Origin of the sequence: Rhodococcus sp. 15-2388-1-1a (assembly GCF_002259145.1) — a bacterium.
GTDB lineage: Bacteria > Actinomycetota > Actinomycetes > Mycobacteriales > Mycobacteriaceae > Rhodococcoides.
In genome coordinates, this window is sequence record NZ_NPFP01000053.1 from 25,968 (window position 1) to 44,081 (window position 18,114).

Here is an 18,114-nt window from a genome sequence, read left to right on the forward strand (position 1 = left end):
AGTGGAGCGGAGGCTTAAGCCCAGGTAGCCGGTCTGTGTCAGAAGCGCGACCCACCACTTCGCCAGCTCTGATCGGTCGCCAATGGCACTCTTGCAGATAGAGCTTCCTACTCACCCTTACTTATTCAGATTAGACCAACGTAAATTGCATTTTCCGCATCGTCACTGCCAAAACGCCAGTTCAGCACAGTTTTGCTCTGCAGACGTCTCGGTGACCTGCGCTAGGCTGCACGTATGGACCTCTGGCCTGCCCGAACACCTGCGGAGGGCACTCTTGTAAACGTCGGGGCAGTGGCTGTTGAGCCTGAGATTCCGCCAGCCGTCGCGAAACGAATCGCGGCCGCCGTGCAGTCCTCACGCTCCGAGGGAACCCGCAAGACCTACGCGGCCGCATGGAGACGGTTCACCCAGTGGTGCGAGTCGAATGATCACGTGACGCTTCCGGCGCACCCGATCACCGTCGCCGCCTACCTAGTCGACGCCGCCGACACCCGCACCGAAACAGGAGAGCGGGCCTACGCTGTTGCCACCTTCGGCACCTGGATCGCGGCGATCAACCACCAACACCGCACCACAGGACATCTTTCCCCGTCAGCGCACGAACTCGTCACCGCGACCTTGTCGGGAATCCGGCGCGAGTACGCCGCAGCGGGGGACCGACCCCGCACCCCGCGAGACCCATTGTTGGTCGACGACATCAAACTCCTCGTACAGACTGCACGGGAACGGTGCCAAGGATGGGCCGACGAGGTCTTGGAGCGCCGCGACTCGGCGATACTGCTCCTCGGGTTCGCCGGTGCCTACCGACGTAGCGAATTGTCGGAGCTATTGTGCGGTGATGTCACCGTGCACCGGAATGACGGCCTCCACGTACGTCTACGTAGATCGAAGACCGACCAAGAGGGCAGGGGAGCGGTGAAAGCCCTGCCGTACACCGACTCTCCCGAGACCTGCCCACCCTGCGCCTATGTGCGCTGGGTGCAGGTGGTCGCCGCATTCGACATCGGCGGACGTCCGTCCGTGATCCGCCTACTCCGCAAGCGAGAACCGTTCATCGAGCATGTGTGCCGTGGGGGAGTACCCCGCACCTCGTCCCGCTCACCGCTGCTCCGAGCCGTTGCCAAGAACGGCAACCTTGGCACCGCAGCGTTGTCCGGTGCTGCGATCCATCAGACCGTCCGTCGCCGCGCGCAGCATGCCGGCTACGACCCCACCGTGGTTGCCAAGCTCGGTGGGCACTCGCTCCGCGCCGGCTTCGTCACCCAAGGCACACGGAACGGAGCCGACGGCTCCGCCATCGCCCGCCAGACCGGACACGCCAGCTTGGACTCCGTCGAGGTCTACCGTCGCGAACATGCCCCCCTGGCCGGAAACGCAGTGGCTGACATCGGGCTCTAAGTCACTCAAGTTTCAGAATGCCGCAGCCGTTTGTGTTGACGCCCTCTGGTGAAGCAGACGTGTGCGGATCCGCTGTGGCTTCGGAAAGTTCATGTAGCACTGGTGGCTGACGCCCGCATCTTCTTTACTTTCTTTGGCAGGAGCACCGACGGCACTCGATTCCAGAAAGCACAGTCAGCAACCCAGGGCATTGGCTCGATCGGCCTCAGATCCCAGACTCTGCCGCCCCCGCCGATAAGATTCCAGCGGAGGATGCACGCCTTTCCAGCGGTGCGATCGGGTAGCAGACACGACCGCGCAACGGCAACAGTTGGCCCGGCGGCAAACGCGACTAACGGAGTAGTGATGGCGACTGGGACCGACGGTGGGTTATTGGACAACCCGAAGCCACAGTCCGTGTACAAACACGGAATTCTCGACCAATACGTCATCCAATTCGCGACGATGACTGCCAGTCCGCTGTCTCCGAAGCGCTGCTTACTCGTCGATGGTTTCGCGGGGCGAGGCCGCTTCGACACGAAGCAACCAGGGTCCGCCGAGTACATGATGCTCGCTGCACAGAAGGCCAAGGCAACAACCACGATCGACCTTTTCCTGGTGGAGAAGGCCCCCGCCGACTACGCCTCGCTCGACGCGGTCGCCGACGAGTACCGCAACCGCGGCATCCGCATTGACAGTTACCACGGGGAGTGCGAGACATACTTCGGGGAGGCGCTCACGCTGGCCGCCGGGGCTAGCCTATTCGTCTTTCTTGATCCGTGCGGAGCGGTGCTCCCAATGGCCTCCATCAGGAAGATCCTCCAGCAGAGGGGGACGTGGCCTCGTACCGAGGTGCTGCTCAACTTCAACGCCGATCTGATTCGCCGCGCTGGTGGGCAGCTGAAAAAGGGCCAGCTCGAACTAGGCGGCGTCGCACAGGCGGATGAGGTGTGCGGCGGCGTTTGGTGGCGGGACGTGGCCCTGCAGGCGCACTACGCGTCCGGTGGACAGACCTGGGAGGCGGCCGCCGACGCGGTATCTATCGAGTATGCCAAGCGCCTCACGGACGGCACGCCCTACGGATCCGTCGTCGCGCCAGTACGACGACAAGTCCATCACCAACCCGTCTACTACCTGATCTTCCTCACCTCCCAGCCTCATGGAATCTGGGTGTTCGGTGTCTCCGCTGCCAAGGCGCGCGAAAAATGGATCGACTTCCTAGGTCCTGACCCCGACGAACGCGAGAACATGCTGTGGGACACCGTCGCCGACCAACTCGCGCGTGAGCACGCCAAAGCTATTGACCACATCACCGGGAATTTGCGCGCGCTGACCGCTGACGGCCAGCCCAAGAAGGCGGTGGACCACGTCAGGCCCATCTTCGGTGATCTCTATGGCGAAGCGAAGGAGACTGCGTTCACCGCGGCGCTGCGAACGCTCGTGAAGTCGGGCGAACTCGAATATGTGGCGAAGGGCAAAAAGCCGCGTGATTTCGTCTTCCGCCGGGCTTGCTAAGCCGAAGCTGCTGCCAGCTCCGGCATGTCGTCCCAGGTGCGACCATCGAGTTCCCGGCCGTTCGCTTTCGGCGTCCGCCCGCCCCACTGTTTGAAGAAGAACGCTACGTCAGCCTGGACGCACTGGTCGCGGATGTCTTCGACCCACGCCGGGTCCATCGGTCGTGCTCGTGGACCTGATTCGCCGCCGGCGATGACCCAGTCGATTCCGTCGAGCTCCAAGTGAGGCAGAGCCGTGAGGAGCGGTTCGCATGATAGGAATCGTGTCTCGGCTGGGACAGCGCGTAGATAGTCGATCCGGTCGACTACGTCGTCCGATTCGACCGAGACACCCATCCATAGGTTGTCGGGCCAGTCGAGTTTGTCGGCAATCCTCGCTGTCCGATGGGCCCGCTTCGTGAGCACCTGATAGGTGTGCTGCGGCGTCTCGCGAATCACGTCGAAGACGTCACGGATGAAGTCAATCGGGACCTTTGCGTGAAAGAGGTCGCTCATCGAGTTCACGAAGACCACCTTGGGAGCACGCCAGCGGTACGGCTGCGCCAAGGACCCTGGATGGAGCGTCACGCCGAAGCCTGGTCCGGATGTACGGGGATCGCCGTCCTTCTGGTACTTCTCAGCGCCCATGGCCTTTAGCCGCTTGGCCAGGGCCAGCGCGTAGCAGTTGTCACAGCCTGCGGCAACACGATCGCACCCGGTCACGGGGTTCCAGGTGACCTCGGTCCATTCGATTGCACTGTTCGTGGCCATCGACATCACCCCTTCCTTCGTCGAACGTATCTGCGATCGTCAGGGTAGCCGCTCGCACGTCTCAGCAGGGGTCGGGCGTCCCTGCGGTTCCCTGTCCGTAAATAATGATGCATGCCCGTTCTGGTTACTGTCGCCCTCCTCTGTACGGGGCTCGTGACCCAGCTGCTGGGCATCGCTCTCGTTGTCGCCGATATACGTCGCGACCGTCGCCTCAGTAGAGACTTTGAACGTAGGATTCAATTAGCACACGAAGCCGAACAAGGAACGGAGCTGCAGCGTTCGAGCCCAGACCTGCCATTTGACGAAGACATGAAACTTCTGGGCGCAGCCATAGAGGCGTGGGCTCCTGTCTATGACCCAGACTTTCAACTCCAACGCACAGCCGGTTTTCGCGCTGGCTGGACAGGTGTCGTTCTGCTGACGCTCGGGACCGTAGTGAACTTCGCAGCGTCAGTTGGACCTCTTGTTTGAGCTTTCGCGAAGTGTGCTGTCGGTGGGCCGAGCGGAGATTCTCAACTGTCCTTGCTGCGGTTGTCGCTCTGCGCTGCCGCAGTCGGCTGGACCCCCGAATCGCCTTCTCTACACTGGTGTACAACATTCACCAGACATGGAACTCCGATCGACCCCCGGGATGCGCCCTGGATCATGCACTCGGTCGCGGCGGGCCCTGCCGCGACCGTATCCGTTCGCGAGGTGCGGACGCTTCCCGAAGTCATTCACGTCACGCATATTTGCGCGCTTTCAAAATCACCGGGTACCCGGTGCCGCCACGAGTACGATAAAGTCGAGATGTTCTTAAACTTTGCCGATTGTTCTGTGCGACTGTGGTTTAATTCCTGGTCAGCTGGACCTTGAATTGTGCGGCCTCCTTGTGCGACGGACCTCAAAAGAGGCAATCGGCACGCTCGATAGTTCGAGCTATCGTCGCCGTAAAGCTCGAAACCGATTGATAGTTTGGCGATGATTCAAAACGGTGCAGTGACGGGCCAATTTGCACTTTGTTCGACTGGGGCATCAATCCAGCAGTAGCCCAGCTGAGCCCGTGTGAGAAGCCAGAACACACGGGTTAGGCGAGCAGCATCGATCCACCGTCGTCAGAAAGATCGTCGATGCTTCTGAGTATCGGTGTGTAGTCAGGGAACTTGCATCTACCTCGCGACGAGCCTGAATCGGCGATTATTTTCTTGATTCCTGGCTCGTGATCGAAAGCATGTCGACACTCCTCAGACAGCATGAACTGGACGGCCTTTTTGTTTGTGTCATCGATATGAACGCCGATAAGACAATGCAAGCGCATATTTGGGTCGTCGGCTTCTACAGCCACACTGGCGGTGGCGCTGGACTCAAGAGCAGCTCGTAGCAACCGAAAATGGCGCATAAAAATGTGTCCCGGTGTTAAGGATTCCCCTCAGCCCCGCGGCATAGTCCACCGCGACCTTCAAGCGCCTCGTAGCGATCGTGCCCACGGACAGATCTAGCAGCTGTCACCGGGCCCACCTCCAAGATGGCCGCCCATTTGGGAGACAGGTTGACAGGGCGACCAATTTTCAACTAGCTTCACTTCCCAGGTCATACGTGAGCTACTTCACACGGGCCGGCAAACTTACCGAGGAGGCGATTTTTCAATCGTGTCGAACCAATCAGGCGGGACGTCCCGCAACGCCACGGCCCCTGTGCGCCGTCGAGGCCTACGGTTCGTGGGCGCAGTGGGGGCGACCGCGCTAGCGGTCGGGCTTGCGAGCGGTTGCGGAGCCAGTGAGGACTACACCGATTACGCGGTCGAGCTCCCCGATTACTACCCGGCCGACTACTCGGACATCGTGACCGCCTCCAAGGCCGAGGGCGGGTCGTTGACGATCTACTCGAACACCGACCAACAGAGCTGGGCACCGATCTTCAAAGCGTTCCAAGCGAAGTTCCCGTGGGTGGGCAGTATCAACGCGACCAACCTCGACAGCGACGAGGTCTTCCAGCGGGTACTCAGCGAGCAGGCCACCGGCCAAGCCTCGGCCGATGTCGTGGTCAGCAACGCGGCAGACGCATGGGCGGATTTCGCCGAACGCGAGGGCACCGTGGCGCAGTACACCTCACCCGAACTGTCCCAGCTGCCGGAGTTCGCCGAAGCGCTACCGTCGGTGTACTCGATGTCGGTCGACCCGATCTCGTTGATCTACAACACCGAGTTGCTCGATGAGAGTCAGTTCCCGACGAGCATCGAGGATCTGGCGACCAAAGTGCAGGCCGACCCGGATTCGTTCGACGGCATGATTGCCGTACGTAATCCCAAGGGCGCGTTCGGGTTCACCGTGACGCGGGCTTTCGTCGAGAACGACGACGCGGCGTGGGACGAGCTCGCGGACATCCTCCCGTATTCCAAGAACGAGACGTCGACGGGATCGATGGTCGAGAAGGTCACTGCCGGCGAGTATTCCGTCGGATTCTTCATGGGTGCTCCGGCCCTGACCGCCGAACAGCGCACGGGCGGTCTCATCAAGGCCGTGTTCCCCTCTGACGGCACCCCACTTCTGCGACGCGGCATCTCGATCGCCGACGGTGCGCCGCACGAAGCAACCGCCAAGCTGTTCACCGACTTCGTGATGTCCGAGGACGGACAGACGGCTGTGGCCGAAGGAGGCCTTACCGCCTACCGCGACGGCGTCGAGAAGCCAGAAGACGGTGTGGCGACCTATTCCGACGTGGTGGATTCCGTGGGCGAAGAAAACACAGTCCTTGTTCCTTACATCAAAGCTACCGACGAGGAGATCGAGCAGTTTTCGGACCGCTGGACCTCGTTGCAGACCGGCTGAGCCGAAAGAAGCGATACGCCATGACACTGACTACACCCCCCGAAGCGCAGGGCACCGAGTTCGTGCCCCTCAAGCCAGGTGAGCTGGGAAGCCCGAAGTACCGCAAGTTCAGGGGCATCGGACGCGACCAGGTCATTCAATACGCAGTGCTGCTGTTTCTCGCGGCTCTCGTTCTCGCACCGGTCATTCCGACTCTCTATCAGTCGTTCGTCGACAGGCCTCTCTACGAGGCCGGCGGAATCCTCGGATTCGAGAACTACCTGAAGTTGTTCACCGATGCAGGCTTCGGCCAGGTCATCCTCGACACCGTTCTGTTCGCCGGACTGACCACGATCCTCGCCCAGGTCTTTGCGGTCCCGATGGCCGTGGTGGTAACCCGCACCAAGCTGCCGTTCGGAAAATTCATCGCCGGATCGATGCGCTGGCCGTTCTACATCTCCTCGCTGCTGCTCGGCTTCGGCTGGATCATCCTCTACGGACCGGCCGGATTCGCCAGCGTGCAAATGCGTGAAGCACTCGGCTTCGTTCCGTGGAACCTCTACTCCATTCCCGGGATGGCGCTGACCGAGGCGGTCGCGCTTGCACCGATCGCGTTCACGTTCTGTGTCGGCGCACTGCGCCAGGCGGATGCCTCGCTCGAATCGGCGGCCCAGGTCTGCGGCGCCGGGCCACTGCGAATCCTGCGCTCCGTCGTCATCCCGATGCTCCGACCGCCGATCGTCTACAGCTCCGTGTTGATCGTGAGCATGTCGCTCGAAACCCTCTCGGTCCCACTGCTGTACGGACAGCCCGTCGACATCACGGTGTTCTCGACATTCCTCTACACCAACGGACTTCAGGCCATCGATCCCGACTACGGTGTTCTCGGCGCTGCGTCGGTGCTGATCCTCGTCGTGACCATCGGACTGGTCGGAGTTCAAGCGAAGCTGCTCAAGAATTCGCAGCGATTCGTCTCGGTTCGTGGCAAGGCGACTCGCCCCCGCACATTCGATCTCGGTTGGATCAAGTGGGTCTCGGCCGCGTTCATCGCCATCTACCTCATCTTCGGTGCCCTCCTACCCATCGGTGCGCTGATCTTCCGATCGTTCACCCTTGTACTGACACCGCTGAAGTCCCCGTTCTCGACTCTGACGTTCGAGAACTACGTCCCGATCTTCAGCTACGAGTCGTACTACATGTCGATTGTCAACAGCATTGTCATCGCGGTCGTCGGCGCGATCGTGGTCAGCGTGCTCGGAACGATGGCTGTGCTCGTCTCTCGCCGATCGAATATGAAGGCCAACCGGCTGGTCGAGTACTTCGCCCTCGCACCGCAGGCCATGCCCGGTCTGATCGTCGGTATCGGATTCTTCTGGGCGCTCGCCTTTGCTCCCGGGTGGATCTCGGGACTCCTGAGCGGCACCATCTGGATTCTGGTGATTGCCTTCGGAATGCGCGCACTTCCCACTGCATACGGCAACATCTCGCCCCTGCTGATGCAGATCGGTGAAGAGCTCGACAACGCGGCCCGCGTCAGTGGTGCCGACTGGTTCAAAACGTTCACTCGGGTGCTCGGAAAGCTCGTACTGCCGGCCTTCGCCGGAGCACTGATCCTCGTATTCGTCACGATGATCAAGGAGTACTCACCGGCTGTGTTCCTGGCCAACTCGCAGACGAACGTCATCGGTACCACCGCACTTCAACTCTGGGCCGAAGGGAACGCCGGATCGGTTGCCGCGTTGGCGACCATCCAGATCATCATCACCGTTGTATTCGTAACCATCGCCACCCGACTGTTGAGAGGCCCGAAGACCGATGCCTGAATTACGCGTCAGCAACGTCAACAAGACGTTCAACGGAAACAAAGTACTGCACGACATCAACTTCGAGGTCCACGACGGTGAGTTCTTCACACTCCTGGGTCCCAGTGGTTGTGGAAAGTCGACGACCCTGTCGTGCATCGCCGGACTGGACAAGCCCGACGACGGCACCATCGAGCTCGACGACGTGGTCTTCTTCAGCGGTAAGAACAACCTGTTCGTGCCGCCCGAGGGACGAAACCTCGGCATGGTGTTCCAGTCGTACGCGTTGTGGCCTCACATGACCATCGCCGACAACCTCGCTCTGCCGTTGTCTCTGCGCAAGGTTCCCAAGGCTCGCCGAAACGAGTTGATCGACGACGCACTGGAGAAGGTCGACCTGCTCCATCTGCGCAGTCGCTACCCGCACGAAATGTCCGGTGGACAGCAGCAGCGTGTGGCATTGGCGCGAGCACTGGTGTACTCCCCACGTGTTCTGCTCCTCGACGAGCCGCTGTCGAATCTCGACGCGAAACTGCGCGAGCAGGCACGTGCATGGCTCAAGGCGCTGCAGGCCAGCGTCGGCATCACCACCATCTACGTCACGCACGATCAAGAAGAAGCTCTGGCCATGAGCGACCGAATCGCGGTGATGTCGAAAGGTCGTATGGTGCAGATCGCTTCACCTACCGAGATCTACGAGCAGCCTGCGGCCCGTGAGGTTGCGGCGTTCGTCGGAAGTTGCAACTTCCTCGACGGCAAGGTTGTCGAGGCGTCGGCCAACGATGCTCATGTGCAGCTCGATTCCACCGGGCAGGTCGTGCACGCAACGGGACGAATGAACGTCCAGTCGGGCGATCTGGTGTCCGTCGCCGTTCGTCCCGAACGCGTCACGATCGCCGACGCGGGCAACACTGTCGAATCCGGTCTCAATGTCGTTCGGGCGCACGTCGACAGCGTGTCCTACGTCGGGTCACGCTACGAGTACCTGCTGTCGGTGGGCACGTCGGAGATCAGTGCCGACTGCCTGAAGCCGAACCACACCGGTGAGGTCGACCTCGTGATCAACCCGGAGAACATGTTCCTGTACCCCCAGAAGCAGGCCGTGTCCGCCTAGCTCTACGCGCGCTGATCTGCAGTGCCGGAGCATATTTCACTTCACAATCCCCGAATACAGAAAGTGTGAACATCATGGCTACCAACTCCTTGCGTCTCGGTCTTCTCGAAGGAGACGGAATCGGGCCGGAGATCGTCCCCGCTTCGGTGTCCGCCGTCGACGCCGCCCTTCGCGCTGCCGGCGCTCCCGCCGCAGAGTGGGTCACCTTCCCCCTCGGTCGTAAGGCAATCGACACTCACGGAAGCCCCATCCCGCAGGAAACCCTCGACGGTCTCGCAGGAACCGACGCATGGCTGCTCGGACCCCACGACAGTGCGGCCTACCCCGAACCGTTCAAGTCTCAGCTCAACCCGAGCGGCACGATCCGTAAGCACTTCGGTCTCTTCGCAAACATCCGTCCCGCCAAGGCATTCGACGGAGCCAACGCGATCGTGCCGGGAACCGACCTGGTGATCGTGCGAGAGAACACCCAGGGCTTCTACGCCGACCGCAACACCTACGCAGGTACCGGCGAATTCATGCCCGACGAGAACACTGCGATCGCCATGGGCATCATCACCCGCTCGGCCGTGGAGAAGATCGCCAAGGTCGCCTTCGAGCTCGCCCAGACCCGCTCTCGTAAACTCACCATCGTGCACAAGGCGAACGTCCTTCGCCTTACGACCGGCCTGTTCAAGGACGTCTGCCTCGAGATCGGCAAGGACTACCCCGATGTGGAGATCAACGACTTCCACATCGACGCCATGACAGTGCACCTGGTGCGCCGCGCCAACCTGTTCGACGTCATCGTCACCGAGAACATGTTCGGCGACATCCTGTCCGACCTCGCCGGCGAGATCGCCGGGTCGCTCGGCATTGCCCCGTCGATCAACGCTTCACTCGATCGCGCGATGGCGCAGGCCTCGCACGGTTCTGCCCCCGACATCGCCGGACGCAACATCGCCAACCCGATCGCGATGATCAACTCCTCGGCGATGCTGCTGCACTGGCTCGGGGCCCGCAACAACGACGCGTCGCTCGTCAAGGCCGCCGAACTCATCGGCCAGGGTGTGGACGCCACCGTCAAGGCGGGCACCGTCACGCCCGACATGGGCGGCACGACCGGTACGAGCGAGTTCGGTGTAGCAGTCGCGGACGCCATCGAACAGGGCTGAGCCCGGCGACCTTCTCCCACTATTCGAGGACATCAGACGTGAGCGATGAACCCCTGATCGCTGTCGTGCATTCGACGACAGCATCCATTTCACCCACTGCGGCAGCGTTCGCCGCAGAATTCCCGGGTGCCCGGTTGTGGAACCTGCTCGACGACCGACTCGGGTCCGACGCCGAAACACTAGGCGGTGTGACACCACCGCTGCGTGATCGGATGCTCGGCCTCGTCCGCCACGGGATCGACGGGGGAGCGGACGCGGTGCTGATGGTGTGCTCGATGTACGGAGATACGGTCGAGGTGGCGGACAAGCTGTTTCTCGCGCCGGTGACGAGTTCGGACGCCGACATGATGGACGAAATCGTCCGCCTGGCTCCGCGACGTGTTGCAGTGCTGGCTTCGTTGCACGCTTCGGCGGCAGATTCGACGAACAGATTGCACGAGCACCTGGCCGCCAACGGTGCTGGGATCGAGGTGGTTCCGGTCTTCTGTGATGGCGCGGCGGCTGCCGCGGCGGCACAGGACCGCCCGGGTCTGGTCGCTGCATTGGCGGCGGGCGTCGCAGGCGCAGGCGGGGAGTTCGATCTGCTCTGCATCGCGCAGTACTCGCTCAGCCCGGTGCACGACGAGTTGGCGGCGGCGACCGGTGTCGCCGTCGTCAGCCCGCCGCGGTTCGCGGCGCGTTCGGTTGCGTCGAAGATCGCAGCATCGAACGAAGGCCGAAGATGAGTACCCCGAAGATCGGGTGCATAGCCGACGACTACACCGGCGGCACCGATGTCGCAGCGGCACTGCGTCGCCACGGGTTACGAACGGTATTGCTGTTCGGTCTCCCCGAGGAATCCGTCGATGTCGGGTCGTGTGATGCCGTGGTCGTGGCGCTCAAGACGCGGTCGCTCGATGCCGAGGCGGCAGTGAAAATGTCTCTGGCAGCGCATCATTGGTTGGCCGGCGAGGTCGGAATACCGCGCACGTACTTCAAGTACTGCTCGACCTTCGACTCGACCGACGACGGCAACATCGGACCGGTGGCCGACGCACTGCTGGAGGCGACCGGCGATTCACTCACGGTCAGTTGTCCTGCCGCACCCGAGCACGGACGCACGGTCTATCAGGGGCACCTGTTCGTGGGCGATCGTCTGCTGTCGGAATCCTCGATGCGGTACCACCCGCTGACACCGATGACCGACTCGGACATCGTCGCCGTCCTCGGCCGACAGACCACCTACCCGGTATCACTGGTGGACTTGGCCGCTGTTCACCGCGGTCCGGACTCGATCGGCCAGGCGCTGGCGTCAGCGGGGAACAGCGGTGTCAGACATGTCGTGATCGACGCGGTCGAGGATGCGGATCTGATGTCCGTAGCCGAAGCTGTGGGTGAGTTCGCGCTCGTTGCGGGATCCGCGGGACTGGCAGGGGCCTTGGGTAAGGTCCTGCACGACCGGGACACCGCCTCGGTCGAACCGGCACCTCGATCCGCACCGACCGGGCCCACCGTGATCTTCGCGGGGAGTTGCTCGCAGGCGACGCTCGGTCAAGTGGCACAGGCGAAGTCGTCGTTCGCGCACTATCGTCTGGACCCGCGCACGGTGGCGTCACCGGAAGAACTGTTACCCGATGCATTGGAATGGATGCAGTCGCACATCGGTGGCGACCCGATTCTGATGTATTCGTCGGCCTCGGCGGACGATCGGGGGCCGTTCGATCCGGCCGTGGCGAACGAGTTGGAACGCATGATCGGCGCACTGGCCAAGGCGGCTGTCGACTCTGGGGCCGAGCGGATCGTGGTTGCCGGCGGTGAGACCTCGGGTGCAGTCGTCGACGCCCTGGGCGTCAAGGCAGTCGTGGTCGATGCAGAAATGGATCGGGGCGTTCCCTGGTGCAGCACAACCGATGACAACTCCGAACACGTGACGCTTCTGTTGAAGTCGGGCAATTTCGGACAGCCGGACCTGTTGGTCCGTGCAGCAACCATAGGAGTACTCGGATGAGCGTTAGTGGCCAGATGGTTGCACTGGGAGCGTCGTTCTTCACCAGAAGCCTGACCTTCGGCAGGACCGGAAACCTCAGTGCCATCGATGACGACGGCACCATCTTGATGACACCGACAGGCGTCTCGCTCGGTGAGCTCACGGTGGAGGGCCTCGCGCGAGTCGACATGGAGGGCAACCACCTGGCGGGTGGTAAACCGACGAAGGAAGCGTTCCTTCATCTGGTGATGTACCGCGCACGGCCAGCGGCGCGCGCCGTCGTCCACACCCACAGTACGTATTCCGTGGCGGTGTCGTGTCTCGCAGATACCAGCCCGCACAACGCAATTGCACCACTGACTGCCTACTACGCAATGCGCGTAGGGGAATTGCCACTGCTGCCATACCACGCGCCGGGCGATGCGGCCCTCGGGCCACTCGCGGAGAAGGCAGCTGTGGATCATCACGCATTGCTGCTGGCGAACCACGGACCCGTCGTCGCCGGTTCCGACCTGGCTTCCGCCGCGGACGCACTCGAGGAACTCGAAGAGACGGCGAAATTGCATCTGCTTCTCCACGGACGAGAAACCTCGCCGGTGACGCAGGACGAAGTAGCGCGACTACGCGGAATCTACGCGTGATGTCCGAGGCCAGAACCGAGGTATCCACAGGCGAAGTGCATACGTTCGACGCAGCGGAGGTAGCCGATCACGGAGCTCGGATCCTCGAAGCACTCGGGGTTCCCACCGCGCATGCATCGTTGGTAGCGGAATCACTTGTCACATCGGATATGTGGGGACATCCGTCCCACGGCATGCTGCGCTTGCCGTGGTACACCGCCCGGCTGCAGAGTGGTGTGATGGAGCCGGTGACCGACACCGAGATCGTCAGTACCTTCGGTGCGGTCACAGTGCTCGACGGCCGAGAAGGTATCGGCCAAGTAGTGACGGACACAGCGATCCAGTTGGCAGGCGATGCCGCCAAAATTCATGGCGTCGGTGTCGTCGCGGTGCGCAACAGCAACCATTTCGGTACCGCGGCGTACTGGACCAGGCGGCTGGCCGAGCGCGGATGCGTCGGAATCCTCACCACGAACGGGAGCCCCGCGATGGCACCGTGGGGAAGCAAGGACAAGATGATCGGCGCCAATCCATGGTCGATCGCTGTTCCGAGCGGTTCCTATGGCTCTGTGGTGCTCGACATCGCAAATACCGGGGTCGCACGTGGCAAGGTTTATGCTGCGCGCGAACGAGGCCAGAGGCTTCCCGACGGCTGGGCCATCGACGCGGACGGCTTGCCCACCAACGATCCACAGGCTGCCATCGATGGAATCATCTTGCCGATGGCCGGCCACAAGGGCTACGCAATCTCGTTCATGATGGACGTCCTGTCGGGGGTGCTGACCGGCAGTAGCTACGCAACCGGGATCGTCGGGCCGTTCGTACCCGACAGACGCAGTGGCTGCGGTCATCTTGTTCTCGCGATCGACATAGAAGCAATCGCTCCTCGGGAAGAATTCGACGCCAGGATGGACGACCTCATCGAGGCGGTGCACAGATCGAACCCGATACCGGGTGGCCGCATCTTCGTGCCGGGAGAAATCGAGAACGAGGCTGTCGAGAAATCCGGCGGATCGATCACACTACCTGCGCAGACTGTCGCGGAATTGGCGACGCTCGCGGCCTCGCTCGGCGTCGACGGATTGAAGTAGGGGACCAGATGCCGTTCACAGTGTTCGTCACCCTCGACGTCCGACCCGAACACCTCGAGAAGTTCGTGGAGGCAGTCACGGTCAACGCCCGAGCATCGTTGCAGGACGAGTCTGGTTGTCTCACTTTCGACGTCCACCGCGACGCAGCGATCGACACCAGATTCCACCTCTACGAAATATATGCCGACGAACACGCATTCCGAGTCACGCATCGCAGCGCACCGCACTACGCGCGATGGCAAGAAGCAGCGGCGAAATACGTTGTGGCCGGCGGACATCGAAATACATTCGCGGTTCCGATGTTGCTCGGCACCATCGAGACGCACTGAAAGGAGAGCCCCTATGGCACAGATGACCGATCGTGCCCGCATCGCGAAATACGCAGCTACGCCGCCCGTACTACCCCCGGCCCGGACAGAGGAATGGGAGTGGCAACTGCTCGGACGCTGCCGAGGAACCTCGTCGGCGACGTTCTTTGCACCGAACGGCCTGCGTGGTCGCAGTAGAACCGAACGGGAGCAGGAAGCGAAAGAGATCTGTGCGCAGTGCCCGGTCGTGAGCCGATGTCGCGAGTACGCATTGCAAGCCGGCGAGCCCTATGGAGTGTGGGGTGGATTGACCGCAACCGAACGTGCCCGACTGACCCACCGTGCGTCGAGCCAGCGTAGCGATGATGACATACGCTACAGTGGTTGAGTGGGCGACCAATTTGCACGTATCACGCAGACTCCGCGCGAACCTCTGTCTGCAGAGGTCGCCAAAGCGTTGCTGGAAGCGGTGTTCTCCGGCCAGATGACACCCGGTTCGAGGATGCCGTCCGAGCGTCAGTTGGCAGAATCGTTCGGAGTCGGACGGTTCGTCGTCCGTGAGGCGTTGAAGTCACTGGGCCTGCTCGGGCTCCTCGAGGTCAGGCAAGGTGACGGCACCTACGTGCGATCACCGGACTCGAGCCTTCTTCCGCGCGTGGTGGAGTGGGGCTTACTGGTCGGAGAGCAGAGAACGTCCGATCTCGTGGAAACGCGGCAACACCTCGAGATCCTCACCTCGCGACTGGCCGCCGAGCGCAGGTCCGAAGAGGATCTGGCCGAGATCAAAGGCCACCTCGAGGACATGCGCCGTGCCAAGACCACCGCAGAATTCGTCGACGCGGACGTCGCTTTCCATCTGAGTATCGCCAGATCGACCGGAAACACAGTGCTGTCGAGCATGCTCGGCAGTATCGGCACACTTCTCGACGTGTGGATCCGACGCGTCATGGACGCCGCGGACTCCCACGAGCCGTCGTACCTCGAGCACGTTCCCGTTTTCGAGGGCATCGCCGCGCAGAACGGCGACGCCTCGTCTGCGGCCATGACGGTGCATATGGAACGAGCAACCAAGCGCCTCAACGAGGCGCTCGCCGAGAGTCGAATCGAACAAAAGGCAGAGCCGGCGTAGTCCTCCATCGCTGGCCCACCGAACATCGACCGAAATGGAGTACACGCATGTCCGTAGCCGAGCAGTTCAGCGCCGGTGAGGTATCGACGAACGACTTGGCCGACGACATCGGCCCGACTGTCCGTTCGTGCGACACCCAGTTCCGATCTTTCGGGTCCGTGGACCGGTTCAGCGGAAAGATCCGCACGGTCCGCTGCCTTGAGGACAACTTCCTGATGAGGGGCTTGCTGGAATCGCCGGGCAACGGAGACGTCCTCGTCGTCGACGGTGGGGGTTCGGTGCACGTTGCACTGATGGGCGACCACATGGCCGAGCTGGCCGTCGAGAACGGATGGGCTGGACTCGTCGTCAACGCCGCAGTGCGTGACTCCGCAGAGCTCGACCGCCTACCGATCGGGATCAAAGCGTTGGGAACGAACCCGAGAAAGAGTTCCAAGACCGGCGTCGGTGAAGTCGCAGTCACCGTCTCTTTCGGTCGGGTCGACTTCGAGCCGGGGGACTACCTGTATTCCGACGTGGACGGCATTGTGGTTGTCGCGCAGCAGTAACAGGCCGCGATCGGTTCACAACGGCAGGGAGCGGTCGAGTACGACGTTCTTCATGACCAGGGTCGACACAAGTCGTTGAACGCCAGGCAGTGTCGCGAGACTGTGATCGTAGAGTTGCTGGAATGCGGACCTGTCGCGGGCGATGACTCGCATCAGGTAGTCGGGGTCGCCGAACAATCGCTGCACTTGAAGAATGTTCGGGACCTTTGCCACGGCGTCTTCGAATGCTGCGATGGTCGATCGGTCGGCGGTGTGCATGCTGACGAAAATGAGGGCCTCGAACGTCAGGCCCAGCACCTCGGCATCGAGCAACGCTCGATAGCTACTGATGGCCCCGGAAGCCTCCAATGCCTTCACTCGGCGATGGCACGGTGAGACGCTCAGGCTCACTCGCTCGGCGAGTTCGGTCACCGACAGGCGGCCATCCTGCTGCAGCTCCGCAAGAATCTTCTTATCGATTCGATCCACAGGGTCGAATCTACCAACCGCGAGACTGAAAGCAGCAATCTATAGGTAAAAATACCTGCTGATCCTATCTATCATTGCCCGAGGGGAGTCAATGCCGCGAGGATCGGAGTTCGAGTAGATGACACTGGGAAGTATCGCCGCCTTCTGGGCGGTGTCCGCGTTGTTCGTCCTGACACCGGGCGCGGACTGGGCCTACGCGATCTCTGCGGGCCTGCGCCAGCGGTCGGTCCTACCTGCCGTCGGTGGAATGCTGACGGGGCATCTCATCGCGACCCTGGTTGTCGCAGCGGGCGTGGCGGCTCTGGTCGCCGAATCACCGAACGTCATGACCGGGCTGACGGTCGTCGGTGCGCTCTATCTGGCGTGGCTCGGCATCGGTGCAGTGCGCAATCCCCCTGCCCCACGGGCGGATATGGATGCGGCATCGACATCCGGGGTGCGACAGGCGTTCACGGGAGTGGGCGTCAGTGTTCTCAATCCGAAAGTCTTCCTCCTGTTCTTGGCTCTGTTACCGCAGTTCACCTCCCGCGCTGCAGGACTTCCTGTTTCGGCTCAGATCGTCGTTCTCGGGCTGGTCCACATTGCCAGTTGCGCCGTTGTCTATGTAGGTGTCGCACTCGGAGCGCGACGGGTGCTCAGTGCACGGCCGCAAGCGGCTCGTGTCGTGACCCGACTATCCGGCATCGCGATGATCGGCATCGGAGCAGTCCTGCTCATCGAGCAAATTCGTTGACTACCCAAATCGGTTCGAGCAGAAAGAGATTTAACGTGAACAACAGTGCACTGCAGTGGGGGTACCTCGACCTCGCCACCGCTCACGTCGCGGACGCATGTATGCGCCTGGGCGTTCCGGTTCGATGTGCACCGAAGCACTTGAGGCCACTGTGGGACGGCATCCATCTCGTCGGTCGCGTTCACCCCGTGATTCACCGCGGTAGCGTCGATGTGTTCTTGGACGCGCTCGATCGTTCGGAGCGAGGTGAGGTACTCGTCGTCGACAACGGCGGCCGCGACGACGAAGCCTGTATCGGTGACCTTGTCGCGCTCGAGACGGCACAGGCAGGGTTGTCGGGCATCGTTGTCTGGGGATTGCATCGAGATACCCGGCAGCTCACAACAATTCGTATGCCGATTTTCAGTGCCGGTGCGCTTGCGGTCGGACCGGATCGCGCCGACGAAGGCGGTCCGGATATGGCGGTATCGGAAGCGTCGTGTGGCTCTCACGTCGTGACTGCTGCAGATTTCGTCCTGGCCGATGACGACGGGGTCTTGTTCGTACCGATCGACCGAGCCGCCGAAGTAGCAGTACAGGCGGCATCGATCCGCGATACCGAACGCACTCAGGCCGCGAGGATGACGGCTGGATCGACCTTTCGCGAACAGTCACAGTTCGAGGCCTACCGCGCCGCGAGGCAGGCCGACCCCCGCGTCACGTTCAGGACCCACCTCCGCTCCATCGGCGCGGCAGTCGAAGAATAGCGCGGAGT

Annotated in this window: 18 protein-coding genes; 16 read left to right on the plus strand and 2 right to left on the minus strand. The window is 62.0% G+C overall.

Going from position 1 to position 18,114, the window contains the following annotated elements; translation table 11 throughout:
- The first annotated feature begins 234 nt into the window (after nucleotides 1-234).
- Both CH302_RS28015 and tcmP read left to right on the plus strand, forming a co-directional pair.
- A complete protein-coding gene (locus tag CH302_RS28015) occupies nucleotides 235-1,398 on the plus strand; it encodes a site-specific integrase (RefSeq protein ID WP_094610756.1) in 1,164 nt (387 codons plus the stop codon).
- 345 nt (nucleotides 1,399-1,743) lie between these two features.
- Nucleotides 1,744-2,892, plus strand: a complete 1,149-nt coding sequence (tcmP, locus tag CH302_RS28020) for a three-Cys-motif partner protein TcmP (RefSeq protein ID WP_176458350.1) — start codon at nucleotides 1,744-1,746, stop codon at nucleotides 2,890-2,892.
- Here tcmP and CH302_RS28025 read toward each other — a convergent pair.
- Entirely contained in the window at nucleotides 2,889-3,641 is a 753-nt protein-coding gene (locus CH302_RS28025; protein ID WP_094610811.1) for a DUF5131 family protein, read from the minus strand. The two genes, tcmP and CH302_RS28025, sit on opposite strands and share 4 nt — an antisense overlap.
- A 1,628-nt stretch (nucleotides 3,642-5,269) precedes the next feature.
- Between CH302_RS28025 and CH302_RS28035 the strand changes: the two genes are divergently transcribed.
- The 12 genes from CH302_RS28035 (at nucleotide 5,270) to rraA (ending at nucleotide 16,159) form a co-directional block, all read left to right on the plus strand.
- Nucleotides 5,270-6,448: an ABC transporter substrate-binding protein gene (locus tag CH302_RS28035; RefSeq protein WP_176458349.1), complete on the plus strand. Its 1,179-nt coding sequence runs from the start codon at nucleotides 5,270-5,272 to the stop codon at nucleotides 6,446-6,448.
- Between the two features lie 20 nt (nucleotides 6,449-6,468).
- Nucleotides 6,469-8,250 carry an ABC transporter permease gene (locus tag CH302_RS28040; RefSeq protein WP_094610752.1) on the plus strand — a complete coding sequence of 594 codons (1,782 nt, stop codon included), beginning with the start codon at nucleotides 6,469-6,471 and terminating at the stop codon, nucleotides 8,248-8,250.
- Complete coding sequence (locus tag CH302_RS28045; protein ID WP_094610751.1) at nucleotides 8,243-9,343, plus strand: ABC transporter ATP-binding protein; 1,101 nt, start codon at nucleotides 8,243-8,245, stop codon at nucleotides 9,341-9,343. The genes CH302_RS28040 and CH302_RS28045 overlap by 8 nt, the downstream gene beginning before the upstream one ends.
- A 74-nt stretch (nucleotides 9,344-9,417) precedes the next feature.
- A complete protein-coding gene (locus tag CH302_RS28050) occupies nucleotides 9,418-10,497 on the plus strand; it encodes an isocitrate/isopropylmalate dehydrogenase family protein (protein ID WP_094610810.1) in 1,080 nt (359 codons plus the stop codon).
- Nucleotides 10,498-10,535: 38 nt separating this feature from the next.
- Nucleotides 10,536-11,222, plus strand: a complete 687-nt coding sequence (locus CH302_RS28055) for a hypothetical protein (RefSeq protein ID WP_094610750.1) — start codon at nucleotides 10,536-10,538, stop codon at nucleotides 11,220-11,222.
- Complete coding sequence (gene otnK, locus CH302_RS28060; RefSeq protein WP_094610749.1) at nucleotides 11,219-12,484, plus strand: 3-oxo-tetronate kinase; 1,266 nt, start codon at nucleotides 11,219-11,221, stop codon at nucleotides 12,482-12,484. Before CH302_RS28055 ends, otnK begins: the two co-directional genes overlap by 4 nt.
- Nucleotides 12,481-13,104, plus strand: coding sequence for a 3-oxo-tetronate 4-phosphate decarboxylase (gene otnC / locus CH302_RS28065; protein ID WP_094610748.1), 624 nt, complete (start codon nucleotides 12,481-12,483; stop codon nucleotides 13,102-13,104). The genes otnK and otnC overlap by 4 nt, the downstream gene beginning before the upstream one ends.
- Complete coding sequence (locus tag CH302_RS28070; RefSeq protein ID WP_094610747.1) at nucleotides 13,104-14,174, plus strand: Ldh family oxidoreductase; 1,071 nt, start codon at nucleotides 13,104-13,106, stop codon at nucleotides 14,172-14,174. Before otnC ends, CH302_RS28070 begins: the two co-directional genes overlap by 1 nt.
- Nucleotides 14,175-14,182: 8 nt before the next feature.
- Nucleotides 14,183-14,503, plus strand: coding sequence for a putative quinol monooxygenase (locus CH302_RS28075; protein ID WP_094610746.1), 321 nt, complete (start codon nucleotides 14,183-14,185; stop codon nucleotides 14,501-14,503).
- A gap of 22 nt (nucleotides 14,504-14,525) precedes the next feature.
- Nucleotides 14,526-14,870 (plus strand): WhiB family transcriptional regulator, encoded by a 345-nt coding sequence (locus tag CH302_RS28080; protein ID WP_094610809.1) that lies wholly within the window; start codon nucleotides 14,526-14,528, stop codon nucleotides 14,868-14,870.
- On the plus strand, nucleotides 14,871-15,611 hold the full coding sequence (locus tag CH302_RS28085) for a FadR/GntR family transcriptional regulator (RefSeq protein ID WP_094610745.1): 741 nt from the start codon (nucleotides 14,871-14,873) through the stop codon (nucleotides 15,609-15,611).
- Between the two features lie 47 nt (nucleotides 15,612-15,658).
- Nucleotides 15,659-16,159 carry a ribonuclease E activity regulator RraA gene (gene rraA / locus CH302_RS28090; RefSeq protein ID WP_094610744.1) on the plus strand — a complete coding sequence of 167 codons (501 nt, stop codon included), beginning with the start codon at nucleotides 15,659-15,661 and terminating at the stop codon, nucleotides 16,157-16,159.
- 15 nt (nucleotides 16,160-16,174) lie between these two features.
- Here the strand turns inward: rraA and CH302_RS28095 are convergent, their stop codons facing one another.
- Complete coding sequence (locus CH302_RS28095) at nucleotides 16,175-16,627, minus strand: Lrp/AsnC family transcriptional regulator (RefSeq protein WP_094610743.1); 453 nt, start codon at nucleotides 16,625-16,627, stop codon at nucleotides 16,175-16,177.
- A 118-nt stretch (nucleotides 16,628-16,745) separates the two neighbouring features.
- Here CH302_RS28095 and CH302_RS28100 point away from each other — a divergent pair, with 118 nt between their 5' ends.
- Together CH302_RS28100 and CH302_RS28105 are read left to right on the plus strand one after the other, a co-directional pair.
- Nucleotides 16,746-17,360 carry a LysE family translocator gene (locus CH302_RS28100; RefSeq protein ID WP_094610742.1) on the plus strand — a complete coding sequence of 205 codons (615 nt, stop codon included), beginning with the start codon at nucleotides 16,746-16,748 and terminating at the stop codon, nucleotides 17,358-17,360.
- A gap of 35 nt (nucleotides 17,361-17,395) precedes the next feature.
- Nucleotides 17,396-18,106 (plus strand): RraA family protein, encoded by a 711-nt coding sequence (locus CH302_RS28105; RefSeq protein WP_094610741.1) that lies wholly within the window; start codon nucleotides 17,396-17,398, stop codon nucleotides 18,104-18,106.
- Nucleotides 18,107-18,114: the final 8 nt, after the last annotated feature.

Coding starts and splice junctions, on each gene's coding strand:
- CH302_RS28015 (WP_094610756.1), top strand. CDS start 235: ATGGACCTCTGGCCTGCCCGAACACCTGCGGAGGGCACTCTTGTAAAC.
- CH302_RS28040 (WP_094610752.1), top strand. CDS start 6,469: ATGACACTGACTACACCCCCCGAAGCGCAGGGCACCGAGTTCGTGCCC.
- CH302_RS28100 (WP_094610742.1), top strand. CDS start 16,746: ATGACACTGGGAAGTATCGCCGCCTTCTGGGCGGTGTCCGCGTTGTTC.
- otnC (WP_094610748.1), top strand. CDS start 12,481: ATGAGCGTTAGTGGCCAGATGGTTGCACTGGGAGCGTCGTTCTTCACC.
- rraA (WP_094610744.1), top strand. CDS start 15,659: ATGTCCGTAGCCGAGCAGTTCAGCGCCGGTGAGGTATCGACGAACGAC.
- otnK (WP_094610749.1), top strand. CDS start 11,219: ATGAGTACCCCGAAGATCGGGTGCATAGCCGACGACTACACCGGCGGC.
- CH302_RS28070 (WP_094610747.1), top strand. CDS start 13,104: ATGTCCGAGGCCAGAACCGAGGTATCCACAGGCGAAGTGCATACGTTC.
- CH302_RS28050 (WP_094610810.1), top strand. CDS start 9,418: ATGGCTACCAACTCCTTGCGTCTCGGTCTTCTCGAAGGAGACGGAATC.
- CH302_RS28025 (WP_094610811.1), bottom strand. CDS start 3,641: ATGGCCACGAACAGTGCAATCGAATGGACCGAGGTCACCTGGAACCCC.
- CH302_RS28080 (WP_094610809.1), top strand. CDS start 14,526: ATGACCGATCGTGCCCGCATCGCGAAATACGCAGCTACGCCGCCCGTA.
- CH302_RS28075 (WP_094610746.1), top strand. CDS start 14,183: ATGCCGTTCACAGTGTTCGTCACCCTCGACGTCCGACCCGAACACCTC.
- tcmP (WP_176458350.1), top strand. CDS start 1,744: ATGGCGACTGGGACCGACGGTGGGTTATTGGACAACCCGAAGCCACAG.
- CH302_RS28045 (WP_094610751.1), top strand. CDS start 8,243: ATGCCTGAATTACGCGTCAGCAACGTCAACAAGACGTTCAACGGAAAC.